Raw genomic sequence first — 24,818 nt, forward strand, 5'->3', positions numbered from 1 at the left:
TGTATGAAACGATATACTTTCATATTAATACTCATGGTAAGTTTTTCCATTAACGCGTTTGCCCAATATAATGAGCCATATAGACCACAATATCATTTCAGCCCATCTAAAGGCTGGATTGGGGATCCGGATGGATTAATTTACTATGAGGATACTTATCATCTTTTTTGGTGGGGACATGCTGTGTCCAAGGATTTGGTTCACTGGGAACAACTAGAAGATCCAATGAAAGGTGATCCAGGTGACTTCAGTTACTTTTCCGGATCGGTAGTGGTGGATAAAAAGAATGAAGCAGGTTTTGGCAAAAACAGCATGATCGCTTTTTATACAAGACATTATCCTGGAGATACCTTGCCAGAAGCTCAGGCAATATCAATTAGCCATGATGGTTTACGCTTTGATTATTACGACAAAAATCCAGTTTTAGATATAAATAAAATATTCTTCAGAGATCCCCAGGTATTTTGGTATGAAGAAACTAATAAATGGATCATGGCAGTTTCGTTACCAAATGAACAAAAGGTGCAATTCTATGATTCGGGAGATCTAAAAAGCTGGCGTTATTTAAGTGAATTTTCAGGTTTGGGGGTTCAGAATTCCTTTTGGGAGTGTCCTGATATTTTTAAGGTCCCAATTGAGGGAAAACCAGGCGAATATCGTTGGGTTCTTTTAATAGGTAGGGGACCCAACAGGGTACAGTATTTTGTAGGTGATTTTGATGGAAAGAGCTTTCAGGCAGATTCTAATACCACAGCCTATTTAAATAAAGGAATCGGAATTCCAGGAAAGTTAATTCAAAATTTTGAAGAAAGTGAACTTGCAGTTGATTCTATTGCGAGAAAAGGTTTTTTGGGAGAGAACTATGTAACTGCTACAAATTCAAAAAACTGGAAATCTAGAACATTTGAAATATCAAAACCGGTCATCAATTTTTTAATTAGTGGAACCGATTCTGATAACTCTTTGAATTTAATTATCAATGATAAAATTGTTAGAAGTGCTTCAGGAAAAAATGATAATATTTTCCGCTGGAAAGGCTGGGACGTTTCAGAATTCTTAGGAAAGCAGGCCTATGTTACTTTTGCGAACAGTGAATCGCCTATAGCGATAGATCATATTTTAGTTGCTGATGAACTTTGGAATACAAATCTGGAACATGGCTTATGGCTGGATTATGGTAACGACTTCTACGCTGCTAGAACTTGGCGTGATTACGAAGGAAGTTTGAAAGACAAAACTATGTTAGGCTGGATAGGGAATTGGGAATATGCTAATATGGTACCAAGTACCTGGGGTAAAGGTTTTGAGTCTTTACCAAGAACCCTAAACCTTCGGGAAAAGGAGAACGGTTATAGACTAGTTCAGGAAGTTACACCTCAATTTAAAACCCTGAGGTCAGATTCTATTGTATTGAAGGATATTGATTTGGACCAGGAATTGAAACTTGACCAGATTATTGGTTTTGACAACTCTTATGAGATGGATCTTTCACTAAATCTTCCAGAAGAAGGAGAAGTATATGTAGAATTACAAAAGGGTGATGGGAGGTCTTTGATAGTATCTTACAATTCCAGGACTCAATTATTTTCAGTTGATCGAACGAACGTAACAAATTCTGACAATTTAGAATTTCAGAAAAAATTCAGCGACATTATGAGGGCGCCGGTGAATGCCGATAATAATAAACTCCAGCTTAAAATATTTGTTGATCGCTCTTCCGTAGAAATTTTTACAGCTCAGGGTGAAAAAGTTTTTAGTGTACTCACCTATCCAGGTCCTTCACAAAAAATGGCATCTATTAGTGCCTCACAAAATGGAGTAACTATCAATCATCTTAAAGTATGGAAAATGAATTCCATATGGAATAAAAAATAAAATAAAACTAACGTAAAATGAGAAACATGAGAATTACAAAAATGCCTATTTCCAGGTTTTTTATTGGACTACTGTCTTGCTGTGTCTTTTTCTTAATGTCATGTGATAAGGAAGATGATGGGAATTCAGATTTCAATCTTGATCAACCTGTACAGGTAACGACTTTTAATATCGAAGGAGTTCAAGGAACCATAGATCAAAATGCAGGAACTATCGTATTTCAACTGCCTTACGGGATATCAGTAAACAATATCATTCCTGAAATTAGCCTTCCCGCAGGAGCTACTATAAATCCAGGCTTAAACGAAGCAATAAGTCTTGCACAGCCCGTAACATATACTGTTGTTAATGGAAATCTTTATAAGGATTATACAGTTTCAGCAAAAGTAAATAAACCAATTTCCAGTTTTTCAGTAAATGGAAGCCCAGGTTCTATCAATGATAATACAAATTCTATTTCTGTAACGCTTCAGGGTGAGGATTTTGACGTATCAAATTTACAAGCTGAAATTAGTTTGACTGAAGGCGTGTCTACCGATCTGGATTTTACATCCCCAATGGATTTTTCAGAACCTGTATCCTTTACTGTAACCGGACAGGGTAATAGTGAAACTTATACGATTAATGTTAGTACACCAAATAATGGTTCGAAAATAGCATTTTTAGGAATTGCTGCTACTAGATCTGAGATTACCAATCCTGATGAAAAGGCAGCTTCTGACTGGTTTTTCTCAACATATGGGAATGCAGAGTATATTTCTTTTCAGGATATAAAAGATGGAGCACAACTGGATTATTCAGTTATTTGGTGGCATAATGATTCCAGTATGGAATTACCTGGTATTGCACTGGATAATATCGTTCTAGAGAAATTAAAAACTTATTATAGTAATGGTGGTGGAATACTCTTATCAACTTTTGCAGCAAGGTATGTAGAAGCATTAGATCTGGTGCCTGACGGAAAAGGACCAAATAACGTATTTGGTGATTTCCTGCCGAATGGATTTGTTGATGAGAATAACTCATGGGGAATTTCATTCAAAACAAGAACAGAACATCCAATCTTTCAGGGTCTGGAAACCTTCGAAGAGGGTAAAGCAAAATTTTTAGAAAAAGGTACTTTTAGACTAAATCATACCGCCTGGTGGTTTTTGCCTGAATGGGGTGGATATGGAAATGGCGAAGGATGGCGTGAGCAAACAGGGGGAATTAATCTTGCAAGTGAAGATTGGGATAATACGTTAGATGGTCGTGTAGCCATTGCAGAATTTCCTTCAGAAAGCTCCGAGGGGAACGCTATAGTGATCGCTTTTGGTGCCTATGATTGGTATAATGAAACAAATCCGGATGGAGTTCCTAGTGCTCCGAATGGTTTTTTAAGTAATATTCAACAACTTACTAGAAATTCTATTGATTATTTAGAAGGAGACGAGTAAAAGAAGAATGATATGAAGAAGTATATAGATGTAATTTCAGTAATTATTTTATTAACAATTTTAGGAGGATGTAGTCAAAGTGATGAGGTAAACGACATTCCCCCAATAGCACCAACGGAAAGTAATTTGGGAATTTTTCCAAAACCTTCTTCGGGCTGGAAGGGAGAATCAGACCCTTATAACACTACAGGTTGGACAGCAGATGTAATGCCATATTATGAAAATGGAAAATTTCACATGTTCTTTCTACATGATGCACAGAATAAGCCAGCAGGAGAAGGATTCCATGATATTCACGCATTTGAGACCGAAGACTTCGTGAATTATGATTACGAAGGGAGAGCTATTGATTACGGCAATCCAGGACAACCAGATTTTGCCGTTGGTACGGGTTCGCTCATTAAGGTCGATGGCACCTATTATTATTACTACACTGGACATAATGGTACTTCTGCATTCTTGGAGGAAAACCCCAGAGAAAGTGTATTGTTGGCTACGAGTGACGATCTCGAAAACTGGACAAAGAAAGGGGATTTTAAGATCACTGCACCTGAAGGATATTATGATTTTGAATTTAGAGATCCTCATGTTTTATTTAATGAAGAGGTGGGAGAATACTGGATGCTGGTTAGTGCACAGACCGATGCAAGGAAAGCAGTGATTTTATTATTTACCAGCCCAGATCCTTCTACCGATGAATGGGCAGTCCAGGAACCACTCTATACGACTAAAGATGAAGATAATTATTTGATGATGGAAGTTCCAGATCTATTCAAAATGGGAGATTACTGGTACTTGATATTTTCTGAAAACTGGAAAGATAAAATTACACATTACCGGGTAGCAACGAGTTCTAAGGGTCCCTGGGAAAAACCAGCAAATGATATGGTAGACGGTCAATTTTTCTATGCTGGGAAAGCTGTTTCAGATGGCAATAACCGCTACCTGGCAGGCTGGACAGCCAGAAAGAGTCCCGAAACGAATTCAGGAACTAAAGATTTTGGAGGAAACCTTGTGGTTCATGAGCTTCACCAGCAAGCTGATGGAAAACATTTAGCCGTTAAAGCACCTTCTTCCGTTTCATCTGTCTTTGCAAATTCAGAAGTACCTGAAATTAAGGAAACTTCTAATGGAGTTACTGAAAATGAAAATGGTTTTCAAATAGATGCTTCAGAAGGCCAAGCTAAGATTGTTTTTCAAAATTTGAGTGGAACCTCAAAGGTGAGTGGAAATATCTCTGTTAGTCAGGAAGCGAATGCCGGGATTTTCCTTGGTGGAAATGACAATCCTTCGGAATCTTTTCGTATTCAGCTGGAACCAAGAAATAATAAGATAATAGCTATAAATAATGGAAACTTCGAAAATGTAGTCTATTACGATTTTGATTCGGATACAGAATATCATTTTGAATTATACGTCGAAGATTCAGTGGCTGTACTCTACCTAAACGGAGAGGTCGCTTTAAGTAACAGGATTTATAATATTTATGATTCAGCTTGGGGATTATATGGTGAATTTGGATTAACTGATTTTGGTAATATTCTGATCAACCAAGATTAAATAAATAAAAAGAGAAAATAAATGTCGGTAATTTGTTTTGGCGAGGTCCTTTGGGATGTATTGCCCAAAGGAGAAAAAATCGGAGGAGCCCCCTTAAATGTCGCCTTGAGACTGAATTCATTAAATGTAAATTCTACGATCATCAGTAAAGTTGGAAATGATCAATATGGAGAACGACTAATTGAATATTTGAGCGAGAATGGTCAAAATCATATAATTCAAAAGGATAAAGAACACGAAACCGGGATTGTTGATGTACAAATAGACAGGGCTGGAAATGCTTCTTATACTATTAAGTTTCCATCTGCCTGGGACTATATTGAATATACGCCAAACTTGAAAAATAAAGTCTCCAGGGCTGATTATTTCATCTATGGAAGTTTGGTTAATAGAAATAAGGAATCTCGTACAACCTTATTTAAGCTTTTAGAAGTAGCTAATTATAAGGTATTAGATGTCAACTTACGAAAGCCACATTATGATATGGCTACTTTAGTTGATTTAATGTCTTACGCTGACTTCATTAAGCTTAATAGAGATGAACTTGAAGAGGTTTGCAGTTATTTAAAAGGAGACACAACTACCTCGGTTACAGAAATGCTCAGATTGATTTCTGAATATACTCAAACAGATCATATTTGCGTTACCCAGGGAGCTTGTGGAGTAACATTATATCACAATGGAGAGTTCTACCATAACACAGGCTTTCTGGTAAAGGTCAAAGATACGGTTGGTGCGGGAGACTCTTTTCTAGCTGGCTATGTATCCCAATTGATTCAGGGAAAAAGACCCAATATGGCTTTGGATTTTGCTTGTGCTCTTGCGGGATTGGTAGCCTCTAAAGCTGGAGCGAATTCCCTTGTTTCCCATGAGGAGATAAATGATTTACTTTGGCAGGGATAGAAAACTTTTGTCTTTTAGTTTAAACAAACTATTTCTCTCCAAATAAGGTCTATCATGTCTTATTAAAATAATGTTTTGTACTAAATCTCCATCTCAAATTCTTCAGCACTGCAATTGAATGCTTGAGATTTTCTATGTAATCCTGAGTAATATAAAAATCAATGAAAAGCTCTGAAATAAGTTTAGAGCAGTTCCAAAACCGACATTTAGAATATTTTATTATGGTTTTGGTTTTTATTTTTGAAAAAAATCTGAAAGTGATGATATCTTAGCTCTTAAAAACTTAGAAGAATGGAAAATCCGACATTAAAACTTAATAACGGGAATGGCGAAATAGCTGAATATCAGAGTGGTCAGAAGATCCTGGACGACCTTTATTTAAATATGGATAAAACAGAGATCGATGAAAACCTTCAAAATTTCAATATAGTATTTGAAGTAATTCCAAACCAGGTAGCCATAAATACGACGCAAAGAGATAAGGTTGCTATTGTATCCATAGTTGTGAGTGAAGATCGAAAGTATCAATACCTGGTAGGTCCCAAGCTTGATCTGGAACAATTTGAAAAGCTCGATCAAAGCCAGATGCCGGAAATGATCAAAGGACAGATTAGAGAAGCCTTTCAGCTCATTCAGTCCAAATAGTTGACTTTAGATATTCTTAAATTAAAAAACCTGCACTTGATCGTGCAGGTTTTTTTGTATCAGGTGTTTTCTATTTTGCTTTTAATCAATAAGTATTTTAATAACATAGAATACTTCAGATTCTTCAAAACTTTAGTTTCTAAATCGACTACTGTGAATCCTCGATTTCATCTTCTCTTCTGAAGTTTCTTCAGAAGAGAAGATTTCCACTTAGCTGACGGTTGTCATATTTCCTTTTAGAACCTGTTCATAGTTTTGAATTCAAAATTTTACTATGACTCATTCAGCCTTAGTTCAGAAGTATAATATCCAGGGTCCAAGGTATACCAGCTATCCAACCGTTCCTTACTGGGATCAGGACAGCTTTTCAGGAAATGCCTGGAAATCCTCGCTTATTCAAAGTTTTAAAGAATCAAATTCATCTGAAGGTATAAGCCTCTACATACATCTACCTTTCTGTGAAAGTCTTTGCACATTTTGCGGTTGTAATAAGAGAATTACAAAAAACCATGGAATGGAAGTTCCCTATATCAATTCGGTTCTAAAAGAATGGGAGATGTACTGTACTTTATTTCCGGAAAAACCGGTCATCAGGGAACTGCACCTGGGAGGAGGAACTCCCACTTTCTTTTCTGCTGAAAACCTGGGCTATCTACTGGAAGGAATATTTAAACGCGCTAAAAGATCTAAAGCTTCCGAATTTAGTTTTGAAGGGCATCCCAATAATACCAGTAGGGAACATCTCGAGCTGTTTGCAAAGTTTGGATTTACCCGGGTAAGCTATGGAGTTCAGGATTATAATCCAGAAGTACAGAAAGCTATTCATAGAGTTCAGTCGTATGAAAATGTCCTACTTGCAACGCAAAATGCAAGGGAAGCTGGTTTTACTTCAGTAGGTCATGATATTATCTTTGGATTGCCATTTCAGACCAGAAACGATATCATTTATACCATGCAACGTACCCTTGATCTTATGCCAGACAGGATCGCATTTTATAGTTACGCCCATGTTCCATGGATCAAAGGTAGCGGGCAGAGAGGTTTTAACGAGAAGGATCTTCCAACAGCGGCTGAAAAACGCGTGCAGTATGAAACTGGTAAACAAATGTTATTAAATGCCGGTTATGTAGAAATTGGGATGGATCACTTCGCCCTCAAACCTGATACTCTCAGTATGGCACTAGATAATAAAACGCTGCATAGAAATTTTATGGGCTACACGGCTTCGAAAACTCAGGCTATGTTAGGGCTTGGTGTTTCTGCGATTAGTGATAGCTGGTATGGTTTCGCCCAGAATGTGAAGGGTGTGGAAGAATATCAAAATCTGGTGAATAATGGGATGCTCCCTTTATTAAGAGGACATATTTTAAACGAAGAAGATCTGGTTATTAGAAAACATGTTCTCAATATAATGTGTAAGCTGAAAACTTCCTGGTATACGGCACATCAAACTTTCCAGGAATTACCCGACGTGCTTATTAGTTTACAGGAGATGGCAGATGACGGACTCATAGAAAGAGATTCAAATTATATCATTGTTACCGAGAAAGGAAGGCCATTTGTTAGAAATGTGTGTATGGCTTTTGATCTCAGGTTAATCAGGAAAAAACCTGATGCGAAATTATTTTCAATGACAGTATAGATATTAAGCGATACTTTTATTCCACTATTCGACAGTTTTTACAACATAGATTACTAAAAAGAGGAATTGATCGATCTCTGAACCACATCAGAAACCAAAGCAATACGAAAGCCATGAGTATACATATAGAAGCTAAAAAAGGTGATATAGCCGAAACGGTTTTACTTCCCGGGGATCCTTTACGGGCAAAGTGGATCGCTGAGACCTTTCTCGAAGATAGTTTTTGCTATAATAATATTCGGGGGATGCTGGGCTTTACCGGAACTTACCAGGGAAAAAGGGTGTCTGTACAGGGAACGGGAATGGGCATTCCATCTACGCTCATTTATTGTCAGGAATTGCTGGAGACCTATAAGGTTCAAAACCTTATCCGGGTTGGTAGCGCCGGCGCTTTCCAGCCAGAGCTAAAACTGATGGATATTGTGATCGCCATGTCGGCTTCTACAAATTCTTCCTTGAACAGAGCTGTATTTGGTAATGCCGACTTTGCTCCAACCGCCAGTATCGACCTTCTACTAAAAGCTATAAATTTCGCGGAAAAAAGCACTATTCCATTTCATGCCGGTAACGTTCTCTCATCTGATTACTTTTATGATGAGAAGCCTGATTATTTTAAACAGTGGGCTAAATATGGAGTGCTTTGTGCGGAAATGGAAACGGCGGCAATCTACACGCTGGCTGCCAAATTTGGAGTAAAAGCCTTATCTATTCTTACTATTTCTGATTCACTGGTAACTACTGAAGAGATTTCCGCAGAAATGAGAGAGCAAAAACTCAGCGATATGGTGAAAATAGCACTGAATTCTTTCTAGTATCACATAATTTCAGAATAAAAAAGGGAACTAACAATTTATAGCTCCCTTGTTCATTTTCAGATCTTAAAGGTGATTACCGGAATATCAGCATGATTTGCTACATCTTCTCCCACACTGCCATAAAAGAAATGACCCAGGCCTTTTCTTCCATGCGTGGAAATGGCGATGGCATCTATTTTCGCCTCTTCACAATAATTGAACACACCTCTTTCAGCGGTATAATCAGCATAAAATACTACGTGCTTGTCGAAGTCTGAAGGATCAATACCTGCAGTACTCATAAAATTATGTGCATTACGTTTTATTTCGGCTGTGCTCATAAATTTTTCAGGAATATTAATATATAGCAACTTAGGCTCAACGTCAAAATAACTAAAGAACTTCCTGGCCCTTTTAAAAGTATCCTGGTTGCTATCATCAAAATCGGTTACGAACACCGCTTTATCAATATGGAAGTCTGGACTTCTCTCCTTGATAACGAGTACGGGAATATCTGCTGTACGCACCACTTTTTCGGTATTGGAACCGATAAAAACCTCTTTTATACCCGTCGCTCCATGAGATCCCATCACGATTAAATCGCTATCATGTTCCGCAGCGATGGTATTAATTTCAGAGAAAATTCGATAGGGCTTCATCACTTCCACTACTTCAATCCCTTTAAGGTATTCCTTCTTCCGAAGTTCTTTGAAATGCTGGTCTGCGATCTTTATATAATACATCACGTTAAATACTTCCTGCTGTTGATCCTCGGTAAGGTAGGAGTTAGCTATTTCAAGCATATGTGCGAGAATGATCCGGGAACCATGTTTTTTCGCCAAGTCGGCGGCCACTTCGAGTGCGTTTTCAGAATATTTTGAAAAGTCTACGGGTACGAATATAGTTTTCATGATACTTAGCTTTTAATTAGACAATCTGTAATACGGCATTTCTCTTTTCAAGCTGTTTTATCAACTCGTTCATAGCCGTTTTTAATGCGTGTTCAAAATATTCCCTGGTAGCGCTGGCATGAATCCTGAAGCCCGGAGTTGTGCATTCTATCGCGCAAACTTTAGCATTTCCATGCCTGGTATTTTCTAGCTTAAAATGAACATGCAAATTCTGTATGGTATCATATCTTCGACGAAGCAGATCTAGTTTCCGGTTCGTAAAGTTGCTCAGTGCGGGACTTTCAGGAATTTTCACATAGTGTATCTGGTTGAGCATCATATCACAATTTTTGGTCGATACGTAAAGCTAAAAGATACATACATGAAAAAATATGACAGAAATCATGAATAGATGGATCTGTATTCAAACATTTTAGATAAATATTGTGAATCGTTTTTTCTAAATATCTGTAAATTAAGGAGAAAACGATGAAAATTACAGGCATCACTTTTTTGGTCATTACAAGTGTGATCTTATTGCTGCTCACCATCCTCGCTTCTACAGGAATAGGTTTCGCACCGGTTTTTTACCTTATGATCGCAGGTCAGATTCTTTTTTTCCTTACGGTTTATAAAGTCCTTACCGATGATTATAAGACCAGCAAAACATTTAAAGATGGGTATGAGGATCATACTCCAGGTCTAGACGAATAAGGTTTCAACTTTATGGGTATCAACAAAAAGATTTTAACTTAGTGATCTTAAACGAAACCTATTTTGCAGGAAAATTTTTTCGACAATAAGAATGTTCTTAATTTACTGTTCCAGGCCGCTTCGGAAGGTATTATCGTAGTAAATTCCAGTCAGATCGTTGTAGCAGCTAATCTTGCTGCTGAAGAAATGTTTGGTTACCAGCAAGGCGAACTATTGAATCAACATCTCGATCGTCTTGTACCCAAAGATTATCACCATATACATCATAAGCATGTAGACCAGTTCATCGATAAGAGTGAAAAGCGCCAGATGGGACATGGTCGGGATCTTTATGGAGTTAAAAAGGATGGTTCACTTTTTCCTGTAGAGGCTGGTCTTAATCCATTCGAGATCGAGGGTGAAAGGTATGTAATGTCGCTAATCATAGATATCACGATCCGTAAAGAGAACCAAAGGCAAATTAGAGAGCTGAATTCTGAGCTGGAAGAGAAAATTGAACTTAGAACCCGGGAACTAAGTGATAGCGTAGAAGATCTTAAAAACCTGAACGTTGAACTGGGCGAAGAAATTAATCGCAGAAAAGAAGCCGAAGAAAAGATTAAAGATGCTCTTCAAAAAGAAAAAGAGCTTAATGAACTAAAAACAAAGTTCCTGTCCCTGGTATCTCACGAATTCAAAACTCCTTTAAGCGGAATCCTTACTTCTGCAACTCTTGCTGAAAAATATACCAAAGAAGATCAACAGCCCAAACGCGAGAAGCATCTCGTAACCATTAGAAATAAGGTTCATTACCTTAATAATATTCTGAATGATTTTCTTTCCATTGAACGTCTGGATAGTGGAAGAGGACAGTACAAATATTCAAAATTCGGATTAAAGCGACTTATCAATGAGGTCATTTACAATGCAAATATTACCCTCAAGGATGGTCAGGAGATCTCTTACCCAAAAGAGATCGAAGATGTAGAGCTTTTTATGGATGAAAAGATCCTTGAATTGATTCTTTCCAATCTATTAGGCAACGCGATCAAATATTCCCCGGAAAATACTTCCATTCAATTCATGGTCGATTTCCATGATGATCTAATCGTTTTCAAAATAAAAGATCAGGGGAGAGGGATTCCGAAGAAAGATCAAAAACATATTTTTGAGCGATATTTTAGAGCAGAAAATGCTTTGCTGGACCAGGGAACAGGAATTGGATTGAACATTGCGAAAACTCATCTTGAAAACCTGGGAGGAACGATCCAGTTTGAAAGCGAAGAAAATAAAGGAACCACTTTTACCATAGAAGTTCCTATGGATAAGTCCTAACCTGATAAAATTTTAAGCCGACTTATGAAAAAATTGTTGCTAATAGAAGATGATGTTACCGTACGGGAAAATACGGCAGAATTGCTAGAACTTTCCAATTACGATGTGATCACCGCGTCTAATGGAAAACTTGGAATCGAGACCGCTAAGAAGGAAGTTCCCGATATAATCATTTGCGATATCATGATGCCAGAGATTGACGGTTATGGAGTTTTAGAAGCTCTCAGCAAAAATCCTTCAACTTTAAACATTCCATTCATATTTCTTTCAGCAAAAACAGAACATAAGGATATTCGCAAGGGAATGGACCTGGGCGCCGATGATTATTTGACCAAACCTTTTGAAGAAGAAGAGTTGTTAAGTGCTATTGAAAGCAGGCTCGCAAAAGTGGCAATTCTAAAATCTTATATTAAAGATGAAACCCCTGAGGATGAGGAGAAGTTGAAGGACCTGAACGATCTCAGGGAACTATTCTCAAAACAGGAACTCCAGTATTTTAAAAAGGGAGAAACCATTTATGAGAAAGATAAACACGCGAATTATTTCTATCTCGTTAAACGCGGGATAGTAAAGGCTCATCGCCTGGATAACCAGGGAAAGGAGTTGATCACCGAGCTGTATAAGGAAGATGATTTTTTCGGAAATCACGCAAATGATCCTCAGTCATCTTATGAGGATTATGCCACCGCTATGGAAGAGACGCAGTTGTATACGGTTTCGAGAGAGGAATTTCAAAAGATCCTGGCTGGAAACCCAAAGATCACGATGCAACTTGTTGAGGTTTTGAACAATAATCTATCTGAGCTAAAAAACCAGTTAATGGATATGGCCTATGGCTCAGTTCGAAAGAAAACAGCCAATACTATTCTTCTATTTGCTGAAAGGATCGAAAAACATCCCTTAAAAAGTATCAGGATTTCAAGAGCAGACCTGGCTGGAGTTGCTGGAATGGCTCCGGAAAGTTTAATAAGAACTCTTTCAGAATTTAAAAAAGAAGGACTTATTGAGATCGAGGGTAGGAATATAAAATTACTGGATTCACAGGCATTGAAAATGGTAAAATGATCACTAGCTCATTAAATTTATAAGAACTGATTTTAATCATTTTTTTGCAGAAGGACTTCGCCTAATTTCGCTGTATTAAGTGAAGATAGATGAATGTTCTAATACTAACCGATTTTTCAGAAACCTCGACCAATGCAGGTAAATATGCGGTAGATTTCCTTCATGATAAGGAAGTGAATTTTCATATTCTGAATATTCACAATTTCAATTTTGAGAGATCTGCTAGTAAAGGCCTGGAAAAGGAATTGGTTTCCACGCTCGATGCGCTACAGAGCACCGTGGATTCACTTGGCGAGTATTCTAAACCAAAATTGCATAAATTCGATCTTATTCTGTCTTCAGAAAATCTTATAGGTGCTATTAGAAAAGCACTCATAGATAAGAAGATTGACTTGATCTTTATTGGCGCAGTAAGCCAGAATGAGCATGCCCATCCAATTCTTGGGGATCATGCCTATGAGGTAGTTAGAAAGATTAAGTGCAACATTATTGCCGTACCTGGAGGATGTACGTATGAGAAACCTGAAAAGACTGTTTTTCCAGTAGATCCCGCAGTCTTAGCAGTGCAGGAACAGAACAATATTCTGGACAAACTTCAATTCTTACAATCTTCTCAATTTACACTGCTTGAGATTAAAGATGGGGATATAAAATATCCAAATGAGGATAACAGGGATATTCCGTTTGAAACTCCTGTTCCATTTACCCGTGATCTATTCAGAGAAATTCAGAGACAGTTTCATATTATATTCGTGGTTGGAAAAAACCTGAGCATCTGTGATAGACTGCTTCATTCCAGACATGGATTTTCGGCAGAGATGAATGTGGAGATCCCTATTTTCGTGTACCACGGTTAAAACTTCTAAAGTCATCTCTTGATGAATCTGCTTCAAATTGCTTAGTATTCTACACAGCGTATAAAAGAATGAAGCCGATAGACTCAGCAGGAACTGAATAATCCAGCTTTTAAGATATAAAAATTAGATATTTAATTTTTTAAATGTCTGCCCTGGTAGATCCTAAGGAATAGGTGTGTAGACATCTTGCGAGCATTATTTTTAAGGCGGGAGGCCATTTTTCCATTATAAAGCTCATCTATGGTCTGGAACCAGAGGTTGAGCCAGATACCAAAATGATATTCGGTAATGGTATATTGATGTGCCCTGTCAACTTTTACATGGGCGATGGCAGGATTTCCTTGAAAACTACCGGTAAAAAAGAGGTTACTTTCCCAAAAATCTGTGATCTTTTCCAGGTGTGAATCCCAATTCTGGATGGTCGTATTGAAAAAGTAACCTATTTCCTCATTCTCTCGAACTTTTCTGTAAAATTCCAGTACCAGTTTATGAATATCCTCACGATCCTTTACATCTTTCTGCATCTACTGAAAGATATTGATAAGAATGAAGGTAGTACTCATTAATATGCTAATAATTAAAGAATTAAAAACGAATTTTGCTTTTAACTGTGCCAGGACTGAAGCATTGTACCACATACAGGCCACTACGATCATTCCAAGCTGGATCATATCTGCCAGTCCGTGACCATTCATTAATATAAGCATGGCTGCAATAGATCCAAGACAACTTGAAACGATAATCCCTGTAGATGCTCCTGCGTAAAAATCTCTTGTAAATTCTGAAAGTTGTTTTTGATAAAAAGTCATGATTTCTAGTTTTAATGATGGTGTAAAAATAGCCTCAGGCATTCTTCTAAAATATGACCACAGTCATGAAACCGCTCTTAAATCATTGAAAGATTATTTCTGAAGTATTTGATCTTCAGTATTAGCCAATTACAAAAAAAGAAGCGGAACGCTTTCAGTATAAATTCGTTCCGCTTGCGGTAGTATGGCAATCAATTAAATTTAGTTGTTCAATCGCTCAAAAGCCTGTCTTGCTAATTCATCCTGGTGATCTGGATGTGCTATCGAGATCAATGCCTCCGCTCGTTGTTTCAGATTCTTCCCGAAAAGATCAACCACTCCATATTCAGTAGCAATATAATGTACATGGGCACGGGTAGTGGTCACTCCGGCACCTTCTTTTAGATAAGGAACTATCTTGGAAACTCCATTTTTAGTGATAGAAGGCATCGCAATAATCGCTTTTCCTCCATGAGAAAGTGAAGCACCTCTTATAAAGTCCATTTGACCACCCACTCCCGAATACTGAATCTTCCCAATGGTATCTGCACAAACCTGGCCGGTTAGGTCAATTTCTATCGCCGAGTTGATCGCGGTCACCTTTGGATTCCTTCTAATGATGGCCGTATCATTGGTGTAAGCAGCTTCCTTAAAATGCACCAGTGGATTATCATCTACGAAATCATATAACTTCGGGGAACCAACCGCAAAACAGGTAACCAGTTTGCCGGTTTTGATCTCTTTTTCTTCACCAGTGATGACTCCCTTTTCGATAAGTGGTAGAATTCCATCTGAGAACATCTCCGTATGAATTCCCAGTCTTTTATGATTGGTAAGATTGTTCAGCACCACATTAGGAATTCCTCCAATTCCCATTTGTAGCGTTGCGCCATCCTCTACCAGACCTGCCACGTGCCTTCCTATCTGTTTCTCAATTTCAGTAGGTTCAGCTGGATGTGCAGCATGAATTGGCTGGTTTACCTCGATAGCAGCATCAATCTGACTTATATGGATAATCCCGTCGCCATGTGTTCTAGGAACATGAGGATTCACCTGGGCGATCACTTTCTTTGCATTTTGAATGGCAGGTAGCGTAATATCTACGGAAACTCCCAGAGAACAATATCCATGCTTATCTGGCGGGGAAACCTGGATAAAAGCAAAATCAATGGGAAGAATATTTCTTCGGAAGAGCACATGGATCTCACTTAGAAAAATAGGAATATAAGCTCCATAATCTGAATTCACTGCCTTTCTAACGTTTCCACCCACAAAACAACTATTGGTCTTAAACGATTCCTGGTAGGGAGCTTGAGTATAAAGAGCTGTCCCCTCCGTATGGATCTGTATGACTTCTACATTATTAAGGTCCTGGTATCTCTCACAAAGTGCGTCTATTAATATATTTGGTGTCATAGCAGCTCCCTGCAGGAACACTCTCTGGTTAGATCTTACTTCCTTTACAGCGTCCTGGGCTGATACAATTTTTAGATCATTCATTTTTTTATGTTTTGGTAAATTTTGTCAACATTATAATTTAAAGAAAATCTTAGAGCTATTCTAACGTGCTAACTTTAAATCGAAAGCCACCTCAATATGTTCGTCGACTATGATAAGACCCATCGCTTTCCTAGGAGGCTCAAGTCCAAAGTCTCTAATATTCATTCTGAATTTTCCTTTAAAACGTTGTTCATGTATGCTAACTGGCAACTTGTAATGGTTGGTTTGACCAGCCAGTTCTACTCGAATTTCTGCTTCGGGTTCTTCTGAAGTTAAGTCTCTAACCTGCACAATATCGATCACGATCTGTGGATACGAATCGCTCTTTAAAAGATCCTGAAAATCTGAGTTCATCTTTCTATTACCGCAATCAAACCCTTTGGTAAGCAAATTTAGCTGCAGGTCAGAAAACTTTATAAGATCGTACTCATGAAGGTATTTTACCTGTTTACTATCTGAGATCAGTTCTATATCGAATTCACAATGAAACTTATTCACGTTCGTACTTCCCGAGATGATCAATTTACTGTCTGGAAGTAGCCGGATCGTTTCCTTTTCGAAATCGTTCTGAGCCTGGTTAGACCATCCAAACAGCACAAATCCAATGCAAATTAAAAGTCGTTTCATGATCAGAAAATTTTGAGGTTATTAAAAATAGGGTAGCATATTTAGTCCCTTATGGCCTAATTATGCTACCCTTACAAGCATTGATTCTGGATTAGAAGCTTATTGCCGCTTCTACCATAAGGCCATCAAACTTTCCTCCGTGGTGAATGTCGGTAACAGGATACCCATCATAGTCCTGGGTTACATATTCCAGTTTCATTAGAATATTCTTGGTCATGAACCATCCTGCTGCAAGTTGAAATCTATTTACATCGATGTCCTCACCGCTGCTAAGTTCCCCGTCTACCATACCGTAACGTCCACCTATATGAAAATCGTTGTTATTTCCAAATCTGTAAAGAAGCTCTCCACTATACTGGTTGTAAGTCCTGTTATCAGACTGGCCACCATCTCTACCTGAAGTTGTTTCAAAAATTCCGAAGAATTCAAGTCCGCCAACTTTCACGAATGGGTTGATCATGATAGAGGTCATTTTATTTCTGAAATCCGGTACAACCATACCACCTCTAAAACCATCACCACCACCTTCTACATCACTCAATACCTCGTAATATCTGGATCCGGCACGGTCACCTCTGTAAAGATAAACTCCTCTGGCATCATTGTGAGCACTGTGGTATACAGATCCTGTAAGTCTGAATCTTCCATTTTCAGAAAACTGGTTATCAAATCCTAATTTAGCAAGGAATGAAGGGCTGGTTTGGTCTTTATCAGATACATTTTGATTAAGCTTACCATTGGTGATACCAACCATTCCTAACCATGGACCATCAAAGTAATATAGTTCTGCTCCAACTTCAGTAGTAAATGCATCCATGATGTAGTTACCAACAAAAGGGTTGTAAGTAGACATGGCATTATCTGTTCTTCTAAAGTGGGCATCACCATAGTTATTTTCCATGTGACCAATCTTAATTCTTAAATGATCCATTAGATCTTCAGCAAATCCTTCGCTAATAAAATTAAGTTTATCCACCTGGATGTACCCACCTTTCACATAGGCTTCGTTGTGGTGTTGAGAAGAAAGGTAAGTTCTCAAGTGCATTCTTACTCCGTCGTATAGTGCCACATCAAGATCCAGGTTGGCTGTTGCCAGGTTAAAATTGTTTCCAAGATCTACCAGTTCTATCGGTCCTTCGTTTTCCTGGCTTAAAGTCTGGAACTGGATAGTGGAAGCACCACCAACTCTTACATGTACACCGTCGAATGTGGTTACGGTATCCTTTGGAGCTTCAAATTGATTGATACCTCTCTGGTCACGGTAACGGAAGTTATCAAGATCACGTTGCGTCTGAGCCATTGCTGGCATGGCCATGAGGGCCATTAATACGATACTTAAGTATGTGGTGAAAGTTCTCATAATTATTGATTTTAAGGTTGAATTATTTTCTATTGAACTGGGATTCGAATTTTACAACGACATCTTCTCCTGTGGTGATGGTTCCAAACATTGCTGTTGGAGCTTCCACACCAAAACTGGTCATGTTAAGCTTATGCTCCCCTGTAAGAGTGATCGCGTTGGAGGAAGATTTTAGCTTGAAATCGAGTTTTATATCCCGTTTTGTTCCTGCGATCTCCAAACTTCCCGTGGTCTTTATATTATAGATACCAGTGGAAACTTTCTCGATGCTCTGTACATCCTTTAGTTTGAAGGTGATCTGCTTATATTTATTTGTATTTAAAGCTTTATAGGTATTCTTGTCCATCCCGCTTTTTCCACTCATCAGGCTTTTAGCCATTACCGTAAATTCCAGTAGTTCGATATCTTCCAGGCTGGAATCTTCAAATTCCAGGCTTAGATTACCGCCGGTGTTTTCGGCTTTTATGGTCCAGTCGTGAATATTAGAGGTTCCATCTATGTGAAGACTGGAAGCTTCATTATTCAGTTGGTAGGATTGAGCATTTACTCCAATACTTAGAAGGAATATTGTTGCGAACATCATTAAAGTGCTGTAAGGTCTCATATCATTTACATTTTTAAATCTGTACAAAGATGCTGTAGGGATAGGACGTAAATTATGATGAATGTCAGCTTTTGAAATATTTTAAAACCTCGTGAGCTAGCGAAAGCCTTATAGTTGTAAAGAATGTATTCGATGACGCCCGTCATATTTTAAGGAGATCAAATTGGACAGTTTTGTAGCCTTAATTTTATTTGTGATATATGGAATCATGTTTTCATTGCGGCGAGGATTGCCTGGAGGAATTGATCACCTTTGAGAAGAAATCATTTTGCTGTGCTGGTTGTAAAACTGTTTTCGAGATCTTAAATAGTAATGATCTCTCCTATTATTATGACCTGCAGGAAGCGCCCGGAATTTCTCCAAAGCTAAAAGATGATAAATATGAATACCTCGAAAATGCAGAGATTGTAGACAGGCTTCTGGAATTCGATCATGAGAAAACACAAATAGTATCATTCAGCATTCCATCTATACATTGTAGTTCCTGTATCTGGATCCTTGAAAACCTTCATAAACTTCATAGCGGAGTGAAAAGTTCGCAGGTAGACTTTCCGAAGAAAACGATCAGAATAAGCTTTACTGCTGAAGAGATCAGCCTGAAAAACCTGGTAGTTCTACTTAGCAGGATTGGATACGAACCAAATATTTATCTGGACAATTTCGAGAAAAAAGAATCTGAGCATGATCGAAGCCTGATCTATAAACTCGGCGTGGCTGGTTTTGCTTTTGGAAATATCATGTTTCTTTCGTTTCCTGAATATTTTGAGATCAATGAATTCTGGCTGGATCAGTTCAAATATTTGTTTCGTTGGTTAATGTTCAGTTTTTCACTGCCGGTGGTATTTTATTCGGGTAAGGATTATTTCATTTCTGCCTATAAAGGACTTAGATCTGGAATGCTGAATATTGATGTTCCTATTGCCCTGGGAATTTTCGTGCTATTCGTGAGAAGTACTGCAGAAATTGTACTCGACCTGGGAACGGGATTTTTCGATAGCCTTAGCGGACTCGTATTTTTCCTTCTCCTCGGAAAGTTCTTTCAACAAAAAACCTATTCGTTTCTTTCTTTTGAAAGAGATTATAAATCATATTTTCCTATTGCTGTTACCCGTATCTCTTCTGAAGATGAACAAGTTGAAGAACAGGTTCAGGTCTATAAGATCAGGAAAGGTGATACTGTGCTCATTAGAAATGAAGAACTTATCCCAATGGACGCTGAAATTCTGGAAGGACAGGCGAACATTGACTACAGTTTTGTCACCGGGGAAGCAGACCTTGTGAATAAAGCTGAAGGAGATAAAGTCTACGCAGGAGGAAGGCAAAAAGGCAGCATAATTAAACTGAAGGTTCTCAAGCCGGTAGAGCAGAGCTATTTAACCGAATTGTGGAGTAATGAGGTGTTCCAGAAGGACAGATCTTTCGGTTTCCAGTCGCTTACCAACAGGATTAGTAAAAATTTTACCATTGCCGTGCTAAGTATTGCAGTCCTGGCTACCACTTTCTGGCTGTTCGCAGATCCATCAAAAGCATGGAACGTATTCACCGCGGTATTAATTATTGCCTGTCCCTGTGCGATCGCCCTTGCTGCGCCTTTTACCCTTGGTAACCTGCTTAGAATTTTCGGAAAGAAAGGAATCTATCTAAAGGACGCTTCAGTAATAGAAAGAATGGCGGCAATTGATACAGTAGTTTTTGATAAAACCGGAACGATCACCACGACGGGACAAACCACTGCTGAATATGAGGGACTTGAACTAAGTGATAAAGAACTTCAAATGCTGGGTGGTAGTCTAAAAGCCTCTTCACATCCTTTGAGCAGATCATTGTATTCGATCCTTCAGCATCACGGTATACGAACGCCCGATAGCTATAAAGAATATGTGGGCGCAGGAATTGAATGCGATTTCGAAGGAAATCGTATAAAAATCGGCTCAGCAAGATTTACCGGAGAAAGTGATTCCGAAGAAATTAGTAATGGGAAAACTGCAGTTCATATAAGTTCGAATGAGCAATATAAAGGTTGCTTCAGTTTTAGAAATACTTATAGAAAAGGAATGTCTGGCCTGTTCCAGCAACTTTCCAGGGACAAATACATCATTGTACTTTCCGGAGATAATGAGGGGGAGCGCGATCGTTTGCTAAGTTTACTTCCTGTGGAATCGGGAATACACTTTAACCAGAAGCCCGGTGATAAACTTGAGTTCATTAGACAACTACAGCATGGAAGCCGCAAGGTAATGATGGTTGGAGATGGCCTGAATGATGCCGGAGCCCTTGCGCAAAGTGAAATTGGAATTGCAGTTTCAGAAAATATCAATGTATTTTCTCCTGCCTGTGATGGCGTGATGGATGCCTCCATATTATCGAATTTAGCCGATTATTTTCAGCTGGCTAAAAAGGGAGTCAGTATTATCCAGGCGAGCTTTATACTATCTCTCGTGTATAATATTACCGGACTTGCCTTTGCAGTCACCGGGAATCTTATGCCCGTGGTCGCTGCGATCCTTATGCCGCTAAGCTCCATAAGCATCGTGATCTTTACAACGCTCGCCACTCAAATTCTATCAAAAAAGCTTAAAAAATAAAATAAAATCTCAAAGCTGACAATCGTCATTTTTTAGAGCCTTTCCTCGAAATACTTTTACACCCAGATTAACAGAATAATGAGCATTATCTACATGTTACTGGCTATTAGTGTTGTGGTGGCCATCATCTTTTTCGTAGCCTTTATAGTTTCAGTCAGGAAAGGCCAGTATGATGATGTATATACACCCTCTGTACGAATGCTTTTTGAAGATGAACTTGTTAAATCTCCAGCGAAAGAAAATCAACCCGTCAATAAAGAGAAATTTAATTAATTATGGATCTACAGCAATTCTATTACGATAATAAGATCGTAAAGAAATTTATCATTGCCACCATGTTCTGGGGCATAATTGGTATGAGCGTTGGCTTACTGCTCGCTTTTATGTTCATTTTTCCAAATATAACCGAAGGTATACCCTGGCTTAGCTTTGGTAGATTAAGGCCGCTGCATACCAACGCGGTAATCTTCGCATTTGTAGGGAATGCTATCTTCGCCGGGGTATACTATTCTACCCAGCGTCTTTTAAAGGCGAGGATGTGGAGCGATGCCCTTAGTAATATCAACTTTTGGGGATGGCAGCTTATAATCATTGGAGCAGCGATCACTTTGCCATTAGGGTATACTTCCTCTAAAGAGTATGCAGAACTGGAATGGCCTTTTGATATTGCGATCGCCGTGATCTGGGTAGCCTTTGGTGCCAATCTTATTGGTACGATGATTAAAAGGAGACAACGCCACCTGTATGTGGCGATCTGGTTTTATCTTGCCACGTTCGTAACCGTTGCTGTACTCCATATCGTTAATAATATTGAAATTCCTGTAAGCGCTTTAAAAAGTTATTCTTTTTATTCAGGTGTTCAGGATGCCCTTGTACAATGGTGGTACGGGCATAATGCCGTAGCATTCTTCCTTACTACTCCTTTCCTTGGATTGATGTATTACTTTGTTCCAAAGGCTGCAAATCGTCCTGTATATTCTTACCGACTATCGATCATTCACTTCTGGTCGCTGATATTTATCTATATCTGGGCTGGACCTCACCACTTACTATATACATCTTTGCCAGATTGGGCACAAAACCTTGGAGTTGCCTTTTCTGTAATGCTACTATTCCCATCATGGGGTGGAATGATCAATGGTCTGCTAACGCTTCGTGGAGCCTGGGATAAAGTTAGAGTAGACCCTGTATTGAAATTTATGGTGGTGGCAATTACCGGGTATGGAATGGCAACTTTTGAAGGTCCCATGCTTTCCCTTAAGAATGTAAATGCCATCGCACATTTTAGTGACTGGATCATTGCACACGTACATGTTGGAGCACTGGCATGGAATGGTTTTATGACCTTCGGGATGATCTACTGGCTGGTACCAAGATTGTTCAAAACAAAACTATATTCACTTAAACTGGCGAATACACATTTCTGGATAGGAACGCTGGGAATTATCATTTACGCATTGCCAATGTATGTTGCGGGATTCGTACAGGCTTCTATGTGGAAACAGTTCAATCCAGATGGAACCCTAACCTACGGTAACTTTCTGGAAACAGTTACGCAGATCATTCCAATGTACTGGATGAGAGCTATTGGTGGAAGTTTATACATCGTAGGTGCTTTCGTAATGCTTTATAATATTGTAAAAACGATACGCCAGGGTAGTGCTGTGGAAGATGAACTTGCTGAAGCTGCAGCATTGCAACCGGTGACCAGCAAAAGAACTGCTGGTGAAGCTTACCACAGCTGGCTTGAAAGAAGACCTGTAAAACTTACCATTTTTGCTACCATCGCTATTCTTATTGGAGGTATTGTGCAAATAGTTCCATCATTAATGGTGGATGAATATGTACCGGTAATTTCCAGTGTAAAACCATACACACCTCTGGAATTGGAAGGCCGGGATCTTTATATACGGGAAGGTTGTGTTTCCTGTCACTCGCAGATGGTACGACCTTTTAGAAGTGAAGTGGAACGCTATGGAGAATATTCGAAAGCTGGTGAATACAGGTATGACTTCCCATTTCTTTGGGGAAGTAAAAGAACCGGACCAGATCTTCATAGGGTGGGTATGAAATATTCAGATAACTGGCACCTGAATCATATGTACGATCCTCAAAGTACTTCTTCAGGTTCTATTATGCCTTCTTATACCTGGCTAATTCAGGATGAACTTGACAAATCTGATACTGAAGATAAAATGCGTGCGATGCAAACTCTAGGAGTGCCTTATACAGATGAGGAGATCGAAAGAGCCCAGCAGTGGATGACAGAACAGGGAACTGAAATTGAAAAGAACCTTTATCAGGATCCAGATTTTGTTAAGAGTTATGAGGCAGATAAAAAGTTTGCTGTAGAGAATGGCGAGGAGTTCACAGAAATGAGAGATCGTGAAATCGTAGCTCTTATTGCATACTTGCAGCGACTGGGAACAGATATCAAAGCCGAAGATTTAAAACAAGTATCAACTAACTAAAACCTGAGACCATGTTGAAATTCGTAAAAGGTCCATTGGAAAGTATAGAAGGGGTAGCGATCTATCCCATTATCTCACTGCTTATATTCTTCATCTTTTTCACTGCGCTCTTCTGGTGGGTGTTCACTGCTAAAAAGGATTATATCAGGAAAGTGAGCGACATTCCATTAGACCAGGAAGATGAACTAATGATGCCCATCATCGTAAAAGATAACAAATCATGAAAAATACATTTTCAGTATTAAGAATTAGCGGACTTATCGCCTTGGCGATCATACTGGCAGAACTTACCATTGAAACCGGTGATAAATCTGTTTTGGAAGTCTATCCAATTTTCTGGCTTGTTCTTGGAGTGATCCTGCTTCTAGCGATTGCCATCGAAGTTTCGGTTGCAGCCCTGGACAAGACCTTATATATGTCTTTAAAGCCCGATGATCGTGCAGCTTATGATGCAGCCGTAGCGGTAAGGGAAAAGAATCGTTTTGCCTGGTTCAAAGAAACTTACGACAAGTTACTGGACAAAAAGCCAATTGAAAATGAAGATGAGATCATTCTTGATCATAATTATGACGGCATCAAAGAGCTGGATAATAATCTTCCACCCTGGTGGCTTTATGGATTTTACGCCAGTATAATTTTCGCCGGAATTTACCTGGCAAGATACCATGTTTTCGATGGCGCTACTCAAAAAGACGAATACCTGGCTGAGGTTGCAGAAGCTAAGGCAGCGGTGGAAGCCTATAAAGAAAATGCCAAAGGCCTTATTGATGCTAATACTGTGGAGTTGCTTACAGGTACTGAAGATATCAATGCCGGGAAAGCAATTTTCTCAGGAAACTGTGCTGCCTGTCACAAAATTGATGGTGGAGGTGGAATTGGTCCTAACCTAACCGACTCTTACTGGATTCTGGGTGGTGGTATCAAGAATGTTTTTAATACAATTTCTGAAGGAGGACGTGCTGGAAAAGGGATGGTATCCTGGAAAACCGATCTAAAACCTGAAGAAATTGCTCAGGTTGCCAGTTATGTGTTGAGTTTGCATTCCACAACTCCTTTAGACCCAAAAGAACCTGAAGGTGAACTATGGGTAGATCCAGATGCGAGAGTGGATGAGGTTAAGGTAGAAGCAATAGATTCAGCTTCTATTGAAATAGAAATGAGTTACGAGGAAGAGTAAAATCTACATAT

Annotated in this window: 24 protein-coding genes; 16 read left to right on the forward strand and 8 right to left on the reverse strand. The window is 38.8% G+C overall.

What is annotated here, in order from left to right; translation table 11 throughout:
• Window positions 1-3: 3 nt before the first annotated feature.
• The 7 genes from G529_RS0100750 to deoD all read left to right on the forward strand — a co-directional run bounded on the left by G529_RS0100750 (window position 4) and on the right by deoD (window position 8,873).
• The gene (locus tag G529_RS0100750) at window positions 4-1,875 is read left to right on the forward strand and encodes a glycoside hydrolase family 32 protein (protein ID WP_084509719.1); all 1,872 of its coding nucleotides are present in this window, start codon (window positions 4-6) and stop codon (window positions 1,873-1,875) included.
• A gap of 26 nt (window positions 1,876-1,901) precedes the next feature.
• On the forward strand, window positions 1,902-3,311 hold the full coding sequence (locus tag G529_RS0100755; protein WP_169513766.1) for a DUF4960 domain-containing protein: 1,410 nt from the start codon (window positions 1,902-1,904) through the stop codon (window positions 3,309-3,311).
• Between the two features lie 12 nt (window positions 3,312-3,323).
• Window positions 3,324-4,871 carry a glycoside hydrolase family 32 protein gene (locus G529_RS16065; protein WP_051201308.1) on the forward strand — a complete coding sequence of 516 codons (1,548 nt, stop codon included), beginning with the start codon at window positions 3,324-3,326 and terminating at the stop codon, window positions 4,869-4,871.
• 21 nt (window positions 4,872-4,892) lie between these two features.
• Window positions 4,893-5,774, forward strand: a complete 882-nt coding sequence (locus G529_RS0100765; RefSeq protein WP_026913707.1) for a carbohydrate kinase family protein — start codon at window positions 4,893-4,895, stop codon at window positions 5,772-5,774.
• A gap of 291 nt (window positions 5,775-6,065) precedes the next feature.
• On the forward strand, window positions 6,066-6,419 hold the full coding sequence (locus G529_RS0100775) for a hypothetical protein (protein ID WP_026913708.1): 354 nt from the start codon (window positions 6,066-6,068) through the stop codon (window positions 6,417-6,419).
• A 274-nt stretch (window positions 6,420-6,693) separates the two neighbouring features.
• Complete coding sequence (hemN, locus tag G529_RS0100780) at window positions 6,694-8,061, forward strand: oxygen-independent coproporphyrinogen III oxidase (RefSeq protein WP_035695367.1); 1,368 nt, start codon at window positions 6,694-6,696, stop codon at window positions 8,059-8,061.
• Between the two features lie 113 nt (window positions 8,062-8,174).
• On the forward strand, window positions 8,175-8,873 hold the full coding sequence (gene deoD, locus G529_RS0100785) for a purine-nucleoside phosphorylase (RefSeq protein ID WP_026913710.1): 699 nt from the start codon (window positions 8,175-8,177) through the stop codon (window positions 8,871-8,873).
• 59 nt (window positions 8,874-8,932) lie between these two features.
• On the opposite strand, the gene G529_RS0100790 is transcribed toward deoD, so the two are convergent.
• Together G529_RS0100790 and G529_RS0100795 are read right to left on the reverse strand one after the other, a co-directional pair.
• Window positions 8,933-9,766 carry a universal stress protein gene (locus G529_RS0100790; protein ID WP_026913711.1) on the reverse strand — a complete coding sequence of 278 codons (834 nt, stop codon included), beginning with the start codon at window positions 9,764-9,766 and terminating at the stop codon, window positions 8,933-8,935.
• 16 nt (window positions 9,767-9,782) lie between these two features.
• Entirely contained in the window at window positions 9,783-10,085 is a 303-nt protein-coding gene (locus G529_RS0100795; RefSeq protein WP_051201309.1) for an HPF/RaiA family ribosome-associated protein, read from the reverse strand.
• Between the two features lie 149 nt (window positions 10,086-10,234).
• Between G529_RS0100795 and G529_RS0100800 the strand changes: the two genes are divergently transcribed.
• From G529_RS0100800 to G529_RS0100815, 4 genes are all read left to right on the forward strand, one after another.
• Complete coding sequence (locus G529_RS0100800) at window positions 10,235-10,459, forward strand: hypothetical protein (protein ID WP_026913713.1); 225 nt, start codon at window positions 10,235-10,237, stop codon at window positions 10,457-10,459.
• A 63-nt stretch (window positions 10,460-10,522) separates the two neighbouring features.
• The gene (locus tag G529_RS0100805; RefSeq protein ID WP_035695368.1) at window positions 10,523-11,773 is read left to right on the forward strand and encodes a PAS domain-containing sensor histidine kinase; all 1,251 of its coding nucleotides are present in this window, start codon (window positions 10,523-10,525) and stop codon (window positions 11,771-11,773) included.
• A 24-nt stretch (window positions 11,774-11,797) separates the two neighbouring features.
• Window positions 11,798-12,838, forward strand: coding sequence for a response regulator (locus G529_RS0100810; protein ID WP_026913715.1), 1,041 nt, complete (start codon window positions 11,798-11,800; stop codon window positions 12,836-12,838).
• 89 nt (window positions 12,839-12,927) lie between these two features.
• Window positions 12,928-13,695, forward strand: a complete 768-nt coding sequence (locus G529_RS0100815) for a universal stress protein (protein ID WP_026913716.1) — start codon at window positions 12,928-12,930, stop codon at window positions 13,693-13,695.
• Window positions 13,696-13,826: 131 nt separating this feature from the next.
• Here the strand turns inward: G529_RS0100815 and G529_RS0100820 are convergent, their stop codons facing one another.
• The 6 genes from G529_RS0100820 to G529_RS0100850 form a co-directional block, all read right to left on the reverse strand.
• On the reverse strand, window positions 13,827-14,219 hold the full coding sequence (locus G529_RS0100820) for a group III truncated hemoglobin (RefSeq protein ID WP_026913717.1): 393 nt from the start codon (window positions 14,217-14,219) through the stop codon (window positions 13,827-13,829).
• Complete coding sequence (locus tag G529_RS0100825; RefSeq protein ID WP_026913718.1) at window positions 14,220-14,504, reverse strand: hypothetical protein; 285 nt, start codon at window positions 14,502-14,504, stop codon at window positions 14,220-14,222.
• A gap of 201 nt (window positions 14,505-14,705) precedes the next feature.
• Window positions 14,706-15,983, reverse strand: a complete 1,278-nt coding sequence (locus G529_RS0100835; RefSeq protein WP_026913719.1) for an acetyl-CoA hydrolase/transferase family protein — start codon at window positions 15,981-15,983, stop codon at window positions 14,706-14,708.
• Between the two features lie 60 nt (window positions 15,984-16,043).
• A complete protein-coding gene (locus tag G529_RS0100840; protein ID WP_026913720.1) occupies window positions 16,044-16,610 on the reverse strand; it encodes a YceI family protein in 567 nt (188 codons plus the stop codon).
• 91 nt (window positions 16,611-16,701) lie between these two features.
• Window positions 16,702-17,970, reverse strand: a complete 1,269-nt coding sequence (locus G529_RS0100845; protein WP_026913721.1) for a hypothetical protein — start codon at window positions 17,968-17,970, stop codon at window positions 16,702-16,704.
• A 22-nt stretch (window positions 17,971-17,992) separates the two neighbouring features.
• Window positions 17,993-18,574 carry a YceI family protein gene (locus tag G529_RS0100850; RefSeq protein WP_026913722.1) on the reverse strand — a complete coding sequence of 194 codons (582 nt, stop codon included), beginning with the start codon at window positions 18,572-18,574 and terminating at the stop codon, window positions 17,993-17,995.
• 200 nt (window positions 18,575-18,774) lie between these two features.
• On the opposite strand from G529_RS0100850, the gene G529_RS0100855 reads away from it, so the two are divergent.
• From G529_RS0100855 to G529_RS0100875, 5 genes are all read left to right on the forward strand, one after another.
• Complete coding sequence (locus G529_RS0100855) at window positions 18,775-21,159, forward strand: heavy metal translocating P-type ATPase (RefSeq protein WP_026913723.1); 2,385 nt, start codon at window positions 18,775-18,777, stop codon at window positions 21,157-21,159.
• Window positions 21,160-21,237: 78 nt separating this feature from the next.
• Window positions 21,238-21,432 (forward strand): cbb3-type cytochrome oxidase assembly protein CcoS, encoded by a 195-nt coding sequence (ccoS, locus tag G529_RS0100860; protein ID WP_026913724.1) that lies wholly within the window; start codon window positions 21,238-21,240, stop codon window positions 21,430-21,432.
• Between the two features lie 2 nt (window positions 21,433-21,434).
• Window positions 21,435-23,630, forward strand: coding sequence for a cytochrome-c oxidase, cbb3-type subunit I (gene ccoN / locus G529_RS0100865; RefSeq protein WP_026913725.1), 2,196 nt, complete (start codon window positions 21,435-21,437; stop codon window positions 23,628-23,630).
• Between the two features lie 11 nt (window positions 23,631-23,641).
• Window positions 23,642-23,854, forward strand: coding sequence for a cytochrome c oxidase subunit IV (locus G529_RS0100870; RefSeq protein ID WP_026913726.1), 213 nt, complete (start codon window positions 23,642-23,644; stop codon window positions 23,852-23,854).
• The gene (locus G529_RS0100875) at window positions 23,851-24,807 is read left to right on the forward strand and encodes a cbb3-type cytochrome c oxidase N-terminal domain-containing protein (RefSeq protein ID WP_026913727.1); all 957 of its coding nucleotides are present in this window, start codon (window positions 23,851-23,853) and stop codon (window positions 24,805-24,807) included. Before G529_RS0100870 ends, G529_RS0100875 begins: the two co-directional genes overlap by 4 nt.
• The last annotated feature ends 11 nt before the right edge of the window (window positions 24,808-24,818 follow it).

Origin of the sequence: Christiangramia portivictoriae DSM 23547 (assembly GCF_000423045.1) — a bacterium.
Taxonomy (GTDB): Bacteria; Bacteroidota; Bacteroidia; order Flavobacteriales; family Flavobacteriaceae; genus Christiangramia; species Christiangramia portivictoriae.